Genomic DNA, 14,563 nt, shown 5'->3' with positions numbered 1-14,563 from the left:
CCCCGCTACGCGCGCTCGAAGACGGCGGCGAGGGCTTGGCCGCCGCCGATGCACATGGTCTCGAGGGCGAGGCTGGCGTCGAGGGCTGGCAGTTCGTTGGCGAGGGTCGCGAGCATGCGGATGCCCGTGGCGCCGATCGGGTGGCCGATCGAGATACCGGAGCCGCGCGGGTTGAGACGCGGGTCTTCGGCATCGATGCCCCAGTCGGCGAGGCAGGCGAGCACCTGCACGGCGAACGCCTCGTTGAGCTCGATCACTTCGAGGTCGTCGAGTCCGAGACCGGCGCGCGACAGCGCAAGCGAGGTCGCGGGCACCGGCGCGACGCCGAAGAGTCGCGGGTCGTTGCCGGCTACTGCCCACGAAACCAGCCGGACCGAAGGCGTCAGCCCAAGCTCAGCGGCCCGCGAAGGCGTCGTCACGATGCACGCCGCGGCCGCGTCGTTCTGCCCGCTCGAGTTGCCGGCGGTCACGGTGGATGCTGCATCCTTCTTCCCGAGGATCGGGCGCAGGCGGGCGAGGGCCTCAAGCGAGGAATCGGCACGCGGATGCTCGTCCCGGTCGACGAGCACGTCCCCCTTGCGTCCGGGCACGGTGACGGGAACCAGCTCGGCGTCGAACGCGCCGGATTCCTGGGCGGCGACGGCGCGCTGGTGCGACTGCAGGGCGAAGCGGTCCTGCGCCTCGCGCGAGATGCCGTACTCCGACCGCAGCAGCTCGGCACTGCCGACGTTGCCGTCGGGGCTCGGGAAGTTGACGCCGCCCACCGTCTCGCGTCCGCGGGCGAGCGCGTCGTGCAGCATGAGGCCGGCGGGCGGGGTGCCGCGGCGTCCCTGCTCCGTATAGAGAGGAGCGTTCGACATTGACTCCGCGCCGAGGGCGACGACCACGTCGGCGACGCCGGTCTGCACCTCCATGGCCGCGTTCATGACGGCCTGCAGGCCCGAACCGCAGCGGCGGTCGAGCTGGTACCCGTTCGTGGTGATGGGGAAGCCCGCATCCAGCGCCGCCACGCGCCCGAAGGCCGGCGACTCCATGGAGGGGTAGCCCTGTGCGCCGATGACCGAGTCGACGGCGTTGACGTCGAGGCCGCTGCGAGAGACGAGCGCCTCGAGCACGGCGACTCCGAGGGCACGAGCAGAGAGGGTTGCGAGCGACCCGCCGAGGCGGCCGACCGGCGTGCGCAGGGGCGAGCAGATGACGACCTCGCGCAGCTCGGTCACGCCGAGACCTCCTGCAGCGAGTCGGCCACCGTGAACACGGCCCCCGTCGCATCCCGAACCTCGGCGACCGTCACGCCGGGCGCCAGCTCGATGAGCACGAGCCCCGAGTCCGTCACGTCGAGGACGGCGAGGTCGGTGATGATGCGGTCGATGCAGCCCTTGCCCGTGAGGGGCAGCGTGCACTGCTCGACGATCTTCGGTGACCCGTCCTTCGCGACGTGCTCCATGACGACGAGCACGTGCTCGGCGCCGTTGACGAGGTCCATGGCCCCGCCCATGCCCTTCACCATCTTGCCCGGCACGGCCCAGTTGGCGATGTCACCCTGCGCGGAGACCTGCATTGCGCCGAGGACGGCGTTGGTGACGCGGCCGCCGCGGATCATGCCAAAGCTCGCCGCCGAGTCGAAGAACGAGGCGCCTGGCAGCACGGTGACGGTTTCCTTGCCGGCGTTGATGAGCTTCGGGTCGGCCTCCCCCTCCCACGGGTACGGGCCGACGCCGAGGATGCCGTTCTCCGAGTGCAGCACCACCTCGATGCCGTCGTCGATGTAGTTCGGGATGAGCGTCGGCAGCCCGATGCCGAGGTTCACGTAGGAGCCGTCCTTGAGCTCCTTGGCGGCGCGGGCGGCCATCTCGTTCCTGGTCAGCGGCATCAGGCGTGTCCCCTCGAGTCGGTGGATGAAGTGGGTGCGCCAGCGGCTTCGCGCGGCCGGACGGTGGTCTTCTCGATGGGCAGCTCGCCCGACTGCTCCGCGCTCAGCACGATGACGCGGTCGACGTAGATTCCGGGCAGGTGGATCTCGTCCGGGTCGAGCTCGCCCGGCTCGACGAGTCGGTCGACCTCGGCGATCGTGATGCGCCCGGCCATGCCCGCGAGGGGGTTGAAGTTGCGGGTCGACTTCTCAAAGATCAGGTTGCCGTGGCGGTCGCCGACGGCGGCGCGCACGAGGCCGAAGTCGGTGCTGATGGCGGTCTCGAGCACGTATTCCTTGGCGGCTCCGAAGACGTCGAAGGGGCGCTGCTCCTTGGGTTCGCTGACGAGGCCGACGGTGCCGTCGGTGTTGTAGCGGATGGGCATCCCGCCTTCCGAGACCATGGTGCCGGCGCCGGTCGCCGTGTAGAAGGCGGGGACGCCGACGCCGCCCGCGCGCAGCCGCTCGGCGAGCGTGCCCTGCGGGGTGAGCTCGACCTCGATCTCGCCGGACAGGTACTGGCGCGCGAACTCCTTGTTCTCGCCGATGTAGCTGGCGATGACGCGGCGGATGCGCCCCTCGGAGAGCAGCTCGCCGAGGCCCCAGCCGTCGACCCCGCAGTTGTTGGAGACGACCTCGAGGCCGTCGACGCCGAGCGCCTGGATGGCCCGGATGAGGGTGATCGGCACACCGGAGAGGCCGAAGCCTCCGACCGCGAGCGACGATCCCGCCGGGATGTCGGCGACGGCCTCAGCCGCCGAGGCGTAGGTCTTATCCACGTTCTGCTCCTTCGTTGGGGCTGGATGCTTGAGTGTCTGCGGTACCCGCGGCGTCGAGGCCCGCGAAGACCTCCTTGGCGATGCCGAGCGCTCCGTTGGCGGGCGGCAGCCCGGCGTAGAGGGCCGTGTGCAGGATGACTTCGGCGATCTCGGCGCGCGACAGGCCGTTGGTGAGGGCGGCGCGCACGTGCATCCGGATCTCGGCCTCGTGCGACCCGGTGACGAGGCTCGCGAGGGTCGCGATCGAGCGCTCGCGGCGGGACAGCTCTTCCCGCGCCCAGATCTCGCCCCACGCGTAGCGGGTGATGAAGTCCTGGAACGGCGCCGTCTCGGCGGTCGTGCCGGCGACGGCCCGGTCGACGTGCGCGTCGCCGAGCACCTCGCGGCGCACGCGCATCCCCTGCTCGTGCGCGGCAGCCTGCGTCGACTGGCCCTGCGAGGCGGATGCGCGCAGGTGCGTCGTGAGGAGGCGGGCGGCGGCGTCCGGGTCTTCGAGCGCGGCCAGGTGGGCGGTGCCCGCCATGGTCGAGTGGTAGCCGTTCGGGATGCGCTCGGTGAGCGCCTGCATCGCCTCTGGCGTCGTGACGACGTCGTGTTCACCGCTTACGACGAGGGTCGGGGCGCGCAGCGAGCCGAGCGACGCGGTGCGGTCGAAGGCGGCGAGCGCCTCGTTGCAGCGCGCGTACGACTCGTCGTCGATGTCGATGAGCGTCGAGAGCGACCGCGCTGCGGCCGAGAGCGGGTTCTGCTCGAGGAAGCCCGGCGCGAACCAGCGCTCGGCGCTGCCCGTGACGAGCGACGCGGTTCCGGATGCGCGCACCGCGGCGGCGCGCTGCTCCCAGCCCTCGGTGGTCCCGATCTTCGAGTCCGTGCAGAAGAGCGCGAGGCTCTTCACGCGGTCGGGGTGCGCGAGGGCCAGCTCGAGCGCAACCGCACCGCCGAGCGAGAGCCCGGCGAGGTGGAACGCACCACCGCCGGCTTCCTCGACGACGTCGAGCACCGCATCCGCCAGCTCGGCGATCGTGAACGGCTCGGCTGCGGCCGGGCTGGAGCCGTGACCCGGGAGGTCAAGGCGCAGGATGCGGAGGGTGCTGCCCGGCGTCGAGGCGCGGAGGGCCGCGACCGTGCCGTCCCAGAGCGCCATGGTCGTGCCGAGGGATGGCAGAAGGACCAGCAGCTCGTTCTGCGACGCTGGCTGGGTGCCGGGGGCGAAGGCGCCCCTGAGGCGTGGGATCGTCATGCCGTCTCCTCGCTGTTCGTGTCGTCGTCGGTGTCGCCGTCGTGGTCGTTGGCCGATTCCCGGTACAGGAACCGGCTGATGGCGGCATTCACGACCCGGTTGGCGGCCTGCAGCGTGACCTGGTCGGCGGACGCGACGGCGGAGTCGGCGAGGTGGTGCCGTGCCGTCTCGCGCTCGACGGTGACGCGGTCGAGGGATGCGGCGAGCCGCCGCGCAGACACGCTGGCGAGCTCGAGGAGCCGGCGCAGCGCATCCCACTCGGCATGCCATTCGCCGGCAGGCCGCTCGTCTTGCGAGACCGCGGCGACGGCCACGGTCGCCAGGAGGCCGGGCGCCTGGAGGGCGTTCGAGACGACGACGATGGGCGCGACGGGGTTCTGCTTGTGCGGCATCGCGGACGACGTGCCGCCGCCGCCGAGCGAGAGCTCGCCGACGCGCTCGCCGGAGGCGGTGACGAGGTCGCGGCCGATGCGGCCGAGTGCCGTGCACACGGCCGTGGCGGCGCTCGCGACGGCGAGCACGGGGGTGCGCTCGGCGTGCCAGGCGCGGCGCGGGTCGTCGAGGCCGAGGCCGTCGGCGAGGTGCGCCCGCAGGATGCTGGTGGTCTGCGCGCCGGACCCGAGGCGGTCGGCCGCCTCGCCGGTGCCGACCGCTCCCCCGAACTGCACGGGGAAGCTGAGGCCGTCGATGGCGGCGATGGCCGAGGTGACGCCGTCGAGCCAGCCCGCGAACTGCACGCCGAGTGTGCTCGCGGCGGCCTGCCGACCGAGCGTGTAGGCGACGCGGGGCGAGCGGCGTTCGGCGTCGGCGAGGCCCTGCAGTCGGGTGCCGGCGGAGACCAGGTCGGCGCGCACGGCCGCGAGCACGTCGCGCGCGTGCAGCATGCTCGCGGAGTCGACGATGTCCTGGCTCGTCGCGCCGGCGTGCAGGCGCGGGGCCTCGACGCCGGTGGAGGCGAGGGATGCGCGCAGCTGGCGCACCAGCTCGGGCACGATGACCCCGTCGGCTTCGATGCCGTCGCGGAGCGCGTCGGCGTTCAGCTCGGCGGCCTCGACGGCCGCTGCTGCCGCGCTCGCGTCGCGCGACTCAAGGTCGGCCCAGGCGCGCAGCAGCTCAGCCTCGACAACGAGCATGCCCCGCACAAGGCCGCCGACCTGGCTGGAGCCGGAGCCGGGCCCCGCCGCACCAGCGTCAACCACGCTCACAGCTCCTGCCCGAAGTCGAAGAAGACGGTCTCGCCGTCGCCCTGGAGGCGAATGTCGAAGCGGTAGCTGCCCGGCGCATCCGGTACCGCGATGAGCGTCGAGCGGCGTTCAGCGTCGATGCCTGCGAGCACGGGGTCGGCGTCGTTCTCGACCGGCTGGTCGCCGAAGTAGGCGCGGGTGAAGAGGTGGTGCAGCAGGCCGCGCGCGAAGATCGTGACGAGCAGGTAGGGCGCGGCGCCCGCATCCCGTCGCCCGGGCTTGATGGTCGTGAACGAGTAGTGGCCGTCGCGGTCGGCGGGCGTGCGCCCGAACCCCGTGAACGTGTAGCCGTCGCGTTCGAGGCTGCCGCGCTGCGCGACCGGGGCGCCGTCGGCGTCGAGGCCCCAGAGCTCCAGGATTGCATCCGGAACCACCTCTCCTGCCCCGTCGGTGACGGTGCCGTGGAGGCGGATCGCGTCCGGACGCCAGGGCGCGGCGATCTCGCCACCGCGCTCGTAGGGCAGGGCGTAGCCGTAGAAGGGGCCGACGGTCTGCGAGGGCGTCTGGCCGAGCGGCGTGGGAGTTGTTGCTTCAGGCATGGTCGACGTCCTCCGGTTCCATCCACGTGGACTTCGAGCCGGTGAGCACGATGTCCCACTTGTAGCCGATCGCCCACTCGTGCTCGCTGACGTCGTGGTCGTAGTTCGCGACGAGCCTCGAGCGCGCGGCGGGGTCGACGATGGACTGGTAGATGGGGTCGAGCGCGAAGAGCGGGTCGCCGGGGAAGTACATCTGCGTGATGAGGCGCTGTGTGAACTGCGTGCCGAAGAGCGAGAAGTGGATGTGCGCGGGCCGCCACGCGTTGCGGTGGTTCTTCCACGGGTACGCGCCGGGCTTGATGGTGGTGAGGCGGTACTCGCCGTCGTCGCCCGTGATGATGCGGCCGACGCCCGTGAAGTTGGGGTCGAGGGGGGCGGGGTGCTGGTCGCGTTTGTGCACGTAGCGGCCGGCGGCGTTGGCCTGCCAGATCTCGACGAGCTGGCCGCGCACGGGGCGGCCTTCGCCGTCGAGGATGCGGCCGGAGACGATGATGCGCTCGCCGATGGGTTCGCCGTTGTGCTGGATGGTGAGGTCGGATTCCTCAGCCGCCACGTCCGTATGCCCGAAGGCCGGCGAGACGAGTTCGATCTCCTCGGGGTCGGCGCGCACGAGCTGGTGCGTGGGGTGGCGCAGCGCGACGGAGCGGTACGGGGCGAAGTCGCGCAGCGGGTGGCTGCGGGCATCGTCGGCGTGCGCGGTGTGCATGTCGGCGATCTGCTGCGAGATGTGCGCCTGGCTGACGAGCGAGTCGACGGGGCCATCGAGCCGCTCTGGCTGTTCCTGCCCGGCGATCATCGTGCATCCACGAACGGGAGGCCGGCGTACTGCTCGGCGAGGCTGACCTGGGCGGCGTGCGAGGAGGTGACGTAGCGGATCTGCCCGAGCTGCCGTTGGAAGTCGAAGGCGCTCTGCTCGGCGGAGCCGTCGGCGGGGTGCACGTGGAGCATGTCGGTCATCCACTGCGAGAAGTGCTGCACCTTCCACTGCCGGTCGAGGGCCTTGTCGCTGTACTGCTCGAGGCCGGTGTCGTCGCCGGCGTAGTGGGCCTGGAGGGCTTCGGCGAGGAGGGCGACGTCGGCGATGGCCGAGTTGAGGCCTTTCGCGCCGGTGGGTGGCACGATGTGGCCGGCGTCGCCGACGAGGTAGAGGCGGCCGTGGTTGAGGGTGGAGACGACGAAGCTGCGCATGGGCAGGATCGACTTCTCGGTGATGGGGCCTTCGGTGAGGGTCCAGCCCTCGGTGCCGAGGCGCGTCTGGAGGGCTTCCCAGATGCGTTCGTCGCTCCAGTTGGCGATGTCGTCGTCGGGGCTGACCTGCAGGTAGAGGCGCGAGACGGTGCTGGAGCGCATGGAGTGCATGGCGAAGCCGTCGCGGTGGAGCGCGTAGATGAGGTCGTCGGTGGAGGGGGCGACGTCGGCGAGGATGCCGAGCCACGCGAATTCGTAGACGCGCTCGGCGACCTCGAGGGTGCCTTCGGGGAAGGTCTGGCGGCAGACGCCGTGGTAGCCGTCGGCGCCGATGATGTAGTCGCAGTCGAGGGTGATGCGTTCGCCGTTCGGGGCCGTGTAGGCGACGGATGCGCGTTCCCCGTCGACTTGTGCCGATTCGATCTGCGTTGATTCGATGTTGGTCGGCTGAACGTCGGTGGCTTCGAAGATGAGCTGCGAGCCGAGCCGTTCGTGTTCGGCGACGAGGTGGTGGACGAGCGCCTGCTGGCCGTAGACGGTGACGGTGCGGCCGGTGAGCTCGGCGAAGTCGATGTGGTGGCGTTCGCCCTCGTGCTGCAGGTAGATGCCGTGGTGGGTGAGGCCGTTGGCCTTGAGGTCGGCGTCGAGCCCATACTTGCCGAGGAGGTCGACGGAGTCCTGTTCGAGCACGCCGGCGCGGATGCGCCCGAGCACGTAGTCCTTGTCGCGCGCCTCGAGGATGCGGTAGTCGATCCCCGCCTGGCCGAGGATGTGGCCGAGCAGCAGGCCAGCCGGCCCGGCTCCGATGATCGCCACCTGCGTGGACTGGCGTGCGCCCGTCGCGGTGCTCTCGCCTGCCTCGGCGCTCTGGCCGTGGCTCTCGTCGCTCGTCATCGAACGCCTCTCGTCGTTGGGAAGGATGAGACGAGTGTGCGGTGCGGGTGGACGCGGTGGGCGGGGGTTTCCGCTGAGTGGAAGGATTCGAGAAGCTACCGGGCACCAAGGACGGTGGGAATGAAGCGCCGCTCGTGACAGGTCAGCGCTGTCGCAAAACCGACAGCGGATACACGTCTCCGCGGAGGGAGTTGCGACACATGGTTCTGAGAATCGTGTGACACGGACACACGCGGAAGCCGCGGCGGGGGCCACTCCGAGGTGAGACGTCTCGGACCCCTAGGGTTCTGCAACAATCCTGGCACCGGCGGAGAAAGATGGGAGCCTCGCGCCCGCAGCATGAGGCTCCACGCATCTGGCCCTGCTCAAACGGGCTGCCACTCTCGCCATGCTGCGGGCAGGACGCCCCCCGTGAGGAGTGAAGGGCGCCTTGGGCAGACGCTAGGAGGATATCGCTGTCTGTTCCGCCATGTGCAGCTGGCGAAACTCTAAGGTTGCGAGAACTCCCAACAATGATTGCGTCGGCCGCCGAACTGTGGAATGACGGTTGTCGTCATGTAGAGCTCTTGTTGCAGATTGGTCGCAAGGATCAAGCCTTGCTGGCACCACGTGTCCAGTGCGTCGAGGTCGGTGCATTCAGTGAAGGGGTTGCCTAGATCTTCCCAGTGGGCCGCCCATTCGCGGAGGCGGTCGGCCAGTTTCGGCGTGATGTTGAAGTGCTCGGGGTCGACGGCTCCCTCGTCTGCCCAGAGGAAGCAGTCGAGACCCCACTCCGGGAAGATGCGCAGGTGGCGTAACTCGCCTGCTCTTCGGAGGCGGGCGTGCTCGATGGCGTCGGCATCAGAGATGCCGTCGGGGACGATGAGCTCGACTTGGGTCACTGGGTCCAGGAGGCGGTGTGACATGTCCTCACTCAACACCACGCCGCTTCGTGCGCGGTGTTGAGTTCGTGCCCTGCGCCAGGGGCAGGTGCTCCCCCGCCTCCAGGCTCTCGCGAGACATCTCAGAACCCATGGGTTTCGCGACATAGCCCCGAGAGCGGTTGCGACGGTTGAAGCTCTTCGCGTCGGCCATATGCGAACCTGCGGGACACGGATACCCTAGCTGAATGGACCGAGTTACGAAGGCAAACATCCGGGCATTTCGCGACGAGCAGTCGTTCCCCGCAGGCTACGACGAATCTAAGCTGTTCGAGCACTTCGCAAATTACTGCGTGATCACAGAAGCTTACGGTGAAGAGTTTGACATTCACGACGTTCACTCCGGTGGAGGAAACGATCTGACCATTGATGGTCTGGCCGTTATCGTGAACGGAGTCCTCGTCCTAGCCATAGAAGAAGCTAAGGACCTACTTGACACGAACAAGCATCTAGAAGTCGACTTCATTTTTGTTCAGGCAAAGTCAGGGAGCAACTTCAGTGGCGAAGAGATGGTCGCTTTCAAAGATGGCGTCAAGGACTTCTTTTCCGAGGAATTGAAGCTACCCGTGTCGGAGAAAATCTCCGAGCGGCGGAAACTCATGTCATGGATATACGAGAATGGGGATCGATTCAAGCAGCGCAACCCCAACTGTGAGATGCACTTCGTTACTACTGGCTCCTGGCAGGATGATCACCAACTGATGGTAAGGATCGAGCGTATACTTGCAGAAGTCAAGGAAACCAGTCTGTTCAATGAGGTTCGTTTTGTTCCCGTCGGAGCAAAGGGCATACAGGAAAGCTGGCGGCGCAGCAAGGATAGCGTTGAAGCAGAATTCAACTTCGCCAAGAAGACCACCTTGCCGGACATAGACGGTGTCGAAGAGTCGTATCTGGGCGTCTTGCCCGTCTCTGAGTTCCTCAAAGTAATCTCAGACGACGAATCAGGAATAAAGAAGCATATATTCGTCGATAATGTGCGCGACTATCAGGGCGACAACTCGGTGAACGTAGAGATGTCCGAAAGCCTGCAAACGCCTGAGGGGCGGGCACGATTCGCAGTCCTCAATAACGGCGTGACGCTTGTGGCGCGGGGGCTCAAGAATGTGGCAGACAAATTTACTGCTTCTGACTATCAAATTGTTAACGGTTGCCAAACCAGCCACGTAGTCTACAACAACAAGGATATTTTGGGCGACGATATGCCCATACCGTTCAAAGTCATTGCCACGAACAATGAAGATGTGATTAGCGCGATTGCGACGGCTACCAACCGGCAGACCCAAGTCACGGTTGAGGACTTGTTCGCGCTCACCGAGTTTCAGAAAGACCTGGAGAACTTTCTGGGAAGTTTCGAGGGCAAGCAGAAGCTTCACTACGAACGCCGCTCCCGACAGTACGCGCAGCTAACGGGGATTGAGAAGGTGCGCATCATTACTAAGCAGATCGAGATTCGTGCGTTCGCGGCCGTGTTTCTAAACGATGCGCACCGCGCTGCGAGGTACTACAATGAACTTAAAGCAGACGTGGGCAAATCCATGTTCAGGACTGACCATAAGCTTGATCCTTACTACGCTGCGGCTTATGCATATTATCGATTGGAATATTTGTTCCGCAACGGGTTGATCCCCGTAAGCTATAAGCCAGCTCGGTACCACCTTCTCATGACGTACAAGAACCTTGTCTGCGCGCCGGATATGCCAGCGTTCACTGCAAACAAGATCGTGTCCTATTCGAGAACGTTGACGGATAGCTTGTGGGATGAGTCAAAGTCACTCGCGGGCTTCGAAAGGGCTTGTCGTGTCGTTGACGAAGCGCTGGGTGAAACGCCACTTACCAACGATGCTGTGAAGACTCGGCAGTTCACCGAGCGCGTGCTCGCCGCTTCTAAGGCCTGAACCTGGGCTGGGCAACGAGAGTAGACGCCAGCTTGTCCGCATCGCGATGCTGGGTCACCATGCAAACATGAACCTCGAACCGTCGTCGCGGCGGAGAACATAGAGACCGGGCTCACTGTCTGTCCCATCACGTTTCGCCGTCACACACTCGAGCTCGTCGCCGATTCGTTGGAAGCGCCCCTCCCCGTCCACCAGGCTGCTCGTGTGTCATCTCGACGGTAACTGGCTCGTCAAGAGCGGTGCTCATGGGTGCAGGGTTTCGCAGACGGGCTGCTACTACTGCCACTTGGGAGCGTGGCGGTTTCTGGGAACACTAAGGCCAGGATCGTGGCAGCGGTGCCGAGTATGCCGAACGTCACACTGAACATGTATGGCCATGAACTGACGCTTTTGCGTGTGCCTAGTGACAGGACCAGGCCCCCGAGAATTGTGCTCAGTCCGCCCGCGGCGATGGGGACTTTGAGGGCTGCGAGCCAGGCAACCCAAAGCGTGCAAACTGCCACCAAGTCACCCAGATTCCACTTCATCGCTGGACCGCGCCGCACAGCCGCAACCGCCGCCCGAAGCACCATGTGATCCGCCCGACCGTCGCAGCCCTGGAGGCCGCAGGATTCGGGTCACGACGGAACTCGACGAGACCACCCGCAGCGCGGCCGAGGTCGACGCCGCCCGCACGGAACGCGCGAACGACCGCGCCGCAGCGCTCGACGAAAAGGCCGGCCGCAAAGCGGCCGACGCCGGAGCAGCCGAGCTGCGCCGACAGCGCGATTACAACAGCCTGCCCGAGGGCGGGGAGCCCATCAGGATCGGGCACCGCTCCGAGGCGCGCCACCGCCGCGCCCACGACCGCGCCTGGTCGAGCCTGGGAAATAGCGTCGAGGCCGGCCGCGACGCTGAGGAAGCCGAAGGCCGCGCGAAGATCGCGGCCAACGCCAACGAAGCCCACCACGACCCCGTCACGGTCGCCAACCGTGTCGAGAAGTTGCGGGCCGACGAGCGACGCATGCAACGCCGCATCACAGAGCAGACGTACTCCTAAGAGCACGGGTATCAAGACGCAACGCCCGAGCAGCAGCAGGCTCGTGCGGACGCGCTCGCCCCGCACCTCGCGGAGCTGCGCGGCCAGATCGAGTTGTGGGAAGGCGTCAGGGCCGGGCAGATCGCGAACGGCCAGGCGACCGACGACGGCCGCCACAACGTCGCCAAGGGCGACGCGGTACGCGTGCGCGGCACCTGTGGTCCGTCGTCGCCCGATGCAACGCTAAGACGGTGGCCGTGGAGACGGAGTACAGCTGGACGAGTAAGACGCACCGGCACGAGGCGCAGGACCACCGCACCGCCGCGCAGCTCGAACAAGCGAAAGCGAAGAAGGCATCCGCCGAGACGGCCTAGCCGCCGAGGGTGCGCGTGGGGAAGATTCCAGCCGCACCCAGGCGGCCTGCGGCCGCTTCGATGGGGCGCATCCTCACCTGCTTTGCAGGGAAAGGGTCTTCCTGCCACCACCGTCTGTCGGATAAATGGGGCCCTGACGGAAACAGCGGGAGCAGGTGGTAACTGCGCCCGCTGTTGAGATCAGGTGTTGAGACTGCGGATGCGGTGGTGCGCCGACGCTGCGCAGCGTCTGGACTCAGTCGTCTGGATCAATCCACATGAGTGAGTCGAGGTCGAGCTCAGTACCTGGCGAATCAAGGATGACGTCGAGGGTGAGCCGGGCTGCGATTGAAGTGACTGCTTTCAGCCATTTCGCGAATCCCACGCCGGCTCTTCCTGCCTTGGTGTTACCTGATTGGATTATGCGGCGGGTTGGGTCTTGTGCTCTAATCTCTGGGGGGCGTTTCCTCCGGGTCATGGGGGCTCATGGGGGGCTGATGGGGGTGCGAGGGGGGCAATGTGATCCCTTTCGCTAGGTGCCGCACGGGCGGGGCCTCTCGGCCTCGGGGCTAGTCAGGCGGAGGTTCAGAATCGGAGCGCTTGAGCTCCTCCTCGGTGCCTTCTAGTCTTGCCAGGATGTAGCTCCTCAGGAACGCTGATCGCGTCACTCTGTGCCCTGACCCTCGGATCTGCGCTTCGATCTTTGCGATGCACTTGACCTCGGATTCAGGCAGTTGGATAACTATTGCCTGGTCAAGTTTTTCCGTAGAAGACTTCAGGCCCAGTTCGTCGAGAACCTTCGGGTCGTCCATCAATCTGATCGAACTCCTAGTCGTCTTCGATTGAGGCGCGGATAGGTTTCGATGAGGCAGTTGACTGAGCCATGGCATCTCCTTCGTATATTCGAGCCCACTGATTGCGAACCCAGCACCAGTGGGGTACGCGCATCCGCGTATGAGATTCCTGGCAGTGCGTCCGAACCCCTCTAGCTCTCTGCAAGGGTCAACGCCGTCGTGAACTGCCGCGCTGAGGGGATTGGTTAGCGTCCACGTATGCGACCACGGTGTCAGCACTCCAGAAATCTGGAGTATCGGGGTGGCCCCTGTCGTGCGCGTGGAACAGGCGCGGCGGATGGAGGCCGGTTTCCGGTCTGGGGTGACCCCAACAAAGCCGAGTGCACGAACTAGCTCGGCGCGCATCCGTCGGCTGGGTGCTGGATGTTGTGTAAGAACAGGGCTGGTGTGGTTGCCTGCCTCATCGAGGAAGTCGACGAGGCAGGCACCATCCAACAGATGGTCTACGCACAGCGTGACGGTGAGCTTCCGCGGCCAGAACATCACCGTCGACCGACCAGGGGGAAAGGGCAGGCCGCGCCAGGGGCGAACCTCGCCGCCGAGGCCAGCAGCGCGTGGGAGGAGAAGGTGGCCTGGCCCCCGGCCCGGCCCGGGGTCGCCGGCCTCGCTGAGGGCGGCTCGGACGAACAGTCTCCTTCGGTGAGCTCGCCGTCGTCTGGTGAGCACCGGTGTAGCAGTGCCATTGCTTAGTGCTGTGGCGGGGAGTTATTTATCCAGGTTCGGGAGCACTGAAGCGGCCTCGAGCAGACTTAAGCGCCTCGCGGGCATCGTCTTTGCTCAGTGCGTCTGTGGCGACGAGTTGTCGGACGCGGAACAGGTCTTTGGTGTCGATGAGGCATCCAGTGTTGGTTTCAGCGAAGGTGTCGAGGTCTTCCTGTCGGTTGGCGAGCGGAATCTCCCGCTGGTTGGGATCGATGTCTCGGTTGCTGTTGGGGATATACCAGAGCGCATCGGGCGCGCTCTGCTGTGTTTGTGTGTAGGTGATGGCTGCGCTGGAGAGCTGCAGCAGGGCGCCAGATTTCGCGGACCCTCGGTATCCCTTGATCTCCGCAAGGGCAGTCCAAGCACCGTCGGTGATACGAAGATCTTCGCGCTTCTTGCCCTTGTGTTCTTCCAGGGCGTCCGCGTCGATGACGTCAAAGCCGAGGTAGCTCAGTGCGTCGGCTACGGCAGCGACAAGCTCATCACTGTCGGAGGTGAGGAGCGCCTGCCAGGACTCTGAGGCCGTTGCGGCTTGGATGGCTGCTGCTTCGAGGCCTCGACGGCTGGCATCGAGCTCGGCGAGCACGCGGGCTTGTGCGGCGTCGTGGTCTGCGAGGTCTTGCCGGGCCCTGATTGCGGTTGGATGTGACCACGTGTCGGCGTTCATCCAGTCAGCCGATTCGGGGAAGGTGCCAGGATCGCTGGCACGCCAATGGGTGAGTGCGACAGCGAGCCATTCCTTCATGTTCGCGCGAGCCATGTCAGGCAGCCAGAACACGGAGTCATTGTCGAGGGTGGTTTCGTCGGATTCGAGGAGTGCTGCGAGGAAGAGTGGCGACCGGAGGTTCTCCACGATGAAGGGTGTGACCACGCGGCTCGGGTTTGTTGGTTGTCGAAGTCCGCGATAGGTCTTGTTTGGCAATGGACGGCAGCTGCGTTCGACGAGGGAGGTGAGCCCGAGAGCTGCGGCTGCATCGGTAACCAGAAGCCGTTCCGCAGGCCGAAACTGAGTGTGAGCAGCATCA

14 protein-coding genes are annotated in these 14,563 nt (G+C 66.3%); 3 read left to right on the top strand and 11 right to left on the bottom strand.

Annotated features, from left to right (window positions below; genetic code table 11):
- Window positions 1-5: 5 nt before the first annotated feature.
- From HDC34_RS16010 to HDC34_RS15970, 9 genes are all read right to left on the bottom strand, one after another.
- Window positions 6-1,220 carry an acetyl-CoA C-acetyltransferase gene (locus HDC34_RS16010; RefSeq protein ID WP_308807378.1) on the bottom strand — a complete coding sequence of 405 codons (1,215 nt, stop codon included), beginning with the start codon at window positions 1,218-1,220 and terminating at the stop codon, window positions 6-8.
- Window positions 1,217-1,873 (bottom strand): CoA transferase subunit B, encoded by a 657-nt coding sequence (locus HDC34_RS16005; protein WP_179557763.1) that lies wholly within the window; start codon window positions 1,871-1,873, stop codon window positions 1,217-1,219. Before HDC34_RS16005 ends, HDC34_RS16010 begins: the two co-directional genes overlap by 4 nt.
- Window positions 1,873-2,691: a CoA transferase subunit A gene (locus HDC34_RS16000; RefSeq protein WP_179557762.1), complete on the bottom strand. Its 819-nt coding sequence runs from the start codon at window positions 2,689-2,691 to the stop codon at window positions 1,873-1,875. The genes HDC34_RS16005 and HDC34_RS16000 overlap by 1 nt, the downstream gene beginning before the upstream one ends.
- Window positions 2,684-3,931, bottom strand: coding sequence for a 4-carboxymuconolactone decarboxylase (pcaC, locus tag HDC34_RS15995; RefSeq protein WP_179557761.1), 1,248 nt, complete (start codon window positions 3,929-3,931; stop codon window positions 2,684-2,686). Before pcaC ends, HDC34_RS16000 begins: the two co-directional genes overlap by 8 nt.
- Window positions 3,928-5,130, bottom strand: coding sequence for a lyase family protein (locus HDC34_RS15990; protein WP_179557760.1), 1,203 nt, complete (start codon window positions 5,128-5,130; stop codon window positions 3,928-3,930). Before HDC34_RS15990 ends, pcaC begins: the two co-directional genes overlap by 4 nt.
- A 2-nt stretch (window positions 5,131-5,132) precedes the next feature.
- A complete protein-coding gene (gene pcaG / locus HDC34_RS15985) occupies window positions 5,133-5,714 on the bottom strand; it encodes a protocatechuate 3,4-dioxygenase subunit alpha (protein WP_179557759.1) in 582 nt (193 codons plus the stop codon).
- Entirely contained in the window at window positions 5,707-6,510 is an 804-nt protein-coding gene (gene pcaH, locus HDC34_RS15980) for a protocatechuate 3,4-dioxygenase subunit beta (protein ID WP_179557758.1), read from the bottom strand. The genes pcaG and pcaH overlap by 8 nt, the downstream gene beginning before the upstream one ends.
- On the bottom strand, window positions 6,507-7,796 hold the full coding sequence (locus HDC34_RS15975; RefSeq protein ID WP_179557757.1) for a 4-hydroxybenzoate 3-monooxygenase: 1,290 nt from the start codon (window positions 7,794-7,796) through the stop codon (window positions 6,507-6,509). The genes pcaH and HDC34_RS15975 overlap by 4 nt, the downstream gene beginning before the upstream one ends.
- 488 nt (window positions 7,797-8,284) lie before the next feature.
- Window positions 8,285-8,701 carry a hypothetical protein gene (locus HDC34_RS15970; protein ID WP_179557756.1) on the bottom strand — a complete coding sequence of 139 codons (417 nt, stop codon included), beginning with the start codon at window positions 8,699-8,701 and terminating at the stop codon, window positions 8,285-8,287.
- Between the two features lie 203 nt (window positions 8,702-8,904).
- Here HDC34_RS15970 and HDC34_RS15965 point away from each other — a divergent pair, with 203 nt between their 5' ends.
- The 3 genes from HDC34_RS15965 to HDC34_RS17965 all read left to right on the top strand — a co-directional run bounded on the left by HDC34_RS15965 (window position 8,905) and on the right by HDC34_RS17965 (window position 12,003).
- Window positions 8,905-10,611: an AIPR family protein gene (locus HDC34_RS15965; RefSeq protein WP_179557755.1), complete on the top strand. Its 1,707-nt coding sequence runs from the start codon at window positions 8,905-8,907 to the stop codon at window positions 10,609-10,611.
- Between the two features lie 466 nt (window positions 10,612-11,077).
- The gene (locus HDC34_RS18300) at window positions 11,078-11,650 is read left to right on the top strand and encodes a DUF3560 domain-containing protein (RefSeq protein WP_179557984.1); all 573 of its coding nucleotides are present in this window, start codon (window positions 11,078-11,080) and stop codon (window positions 11,648-11,650) included.
- Between the two features lie 230 nt (window positions 11,651-11,880).
- Window positions 11,881-12,003: a hypothetical protein gene (locus HDC34_RS17965; RefSeq protein ID WP_257023357.1), complete on the top strand. Its 123-nt coding sequence runs from the start codon at window positions 11,881-11,883 to the stop codon at window positions 12,001-12,003.
- Window positions 12,004-12,551: 548 nt separating this feature from the next.
- On the opposite strand, the gene HDC34_RS15955 is transcribed toward HDC34_RS17965, so the two are convergent.
- Both HDC34_RS15955 and HDC34_RS15950 read right to left on the bottom strand, forming a co-directional pair.
- Complete coding sequence (locus HDC34_RS15955; RefSeq protein WP_179557754.1) at window positions 12,552-12,794, bottom strand: hypothetical protein; 243 nt, start codon at window positions 12,792-12,794, stop codon at window positions 12,552-12,554.
- Between the two features lie 751 nt (window positions 12,795-13,545).
- Window positions 13,546-14,460, bottom strand: a complete 915-nt coding sequence (locus HDC34_RS15950; RefSeq protein ID WP_179557753.1) for a hypothetical protein — start codon at window positions 14,458-14,460, stop codon at window positions 13,546-13,548.
- Between the last annotated feature and the right edge of the window lie 103 nt (window positions 14,461-14,563).

It is taken from the genome of Pseudoclavibacter sp. JAI123 (assembly GCF_013409665.1).
In the GTDB taxonomy this organism is placed as follows: domain Bacteria; phylum Actinomycetota; class Actinomycetes; order Actinomycetales; family Microbacteriaceae; genus Pseudoclavibacter.
The sequence above is the reverse complement of the archived record's forward strand: the minus strand, read 5'-3'. Positions and strand labels throughout refer to the sequence as shown.

Coding starts and splice junctions, on each gene's coding strand:
- HDC34_RS16005 (WP_179557763.1), bottom strand. CDS start 1,873: ATGCCGCTGACCAGGAACGAGATGGCCGCCCGCGCCGCCAAGGAGCTC.
- pcaC (WP_179557761.1), bottom strand. CDS start 3,931: ATGACGATCCCACGCCTCAGGGGCGCCTTCGCCCCCGGCACCCAGCCA.
- pcaG (WP_179557759.1), bottom strand. CDS start 5,714: ATGCCTGAAGCAACAACTCCCACGCCGCTCGGCCAGACGCCCTCGCAG.
- pcaH (WP_179557758.1), bottom strand. CDS start 6,510: ATGATCGCCGGGCAGGAACAGCCAGAGCGGCTCGATGGCCCCGTCGAC.
- HDC34_RS15975 (WP_179557757.1), bottom strand. CDS start 7,796: ATGACGAGCGACGAGAGCCACGGCCAGAGCGCCGAGGCAGGCGAGAGC.
- HDC34_RS15970 (WP_179557756.1), bottom strand. CDS start 8,701: ATGTCACACCGCCTCCTGGACCCAGTGACCCAAGTCGAGCTCATCGTC.
- HDC34_RS15965 (WP_179557755.1), top strand. CDS start 8,905: ATGGACCGAGTTACGAAGGCAAACATCCGGGCATTTCGCGACGAGCAG.
- HDC34_RS15955 (WP_179557754.1), bottom strand. CDS start 12,794: ATGGACGACCCGAAGGTTCTCGACGAACTGGGCCTGAAGTCTTCTACG.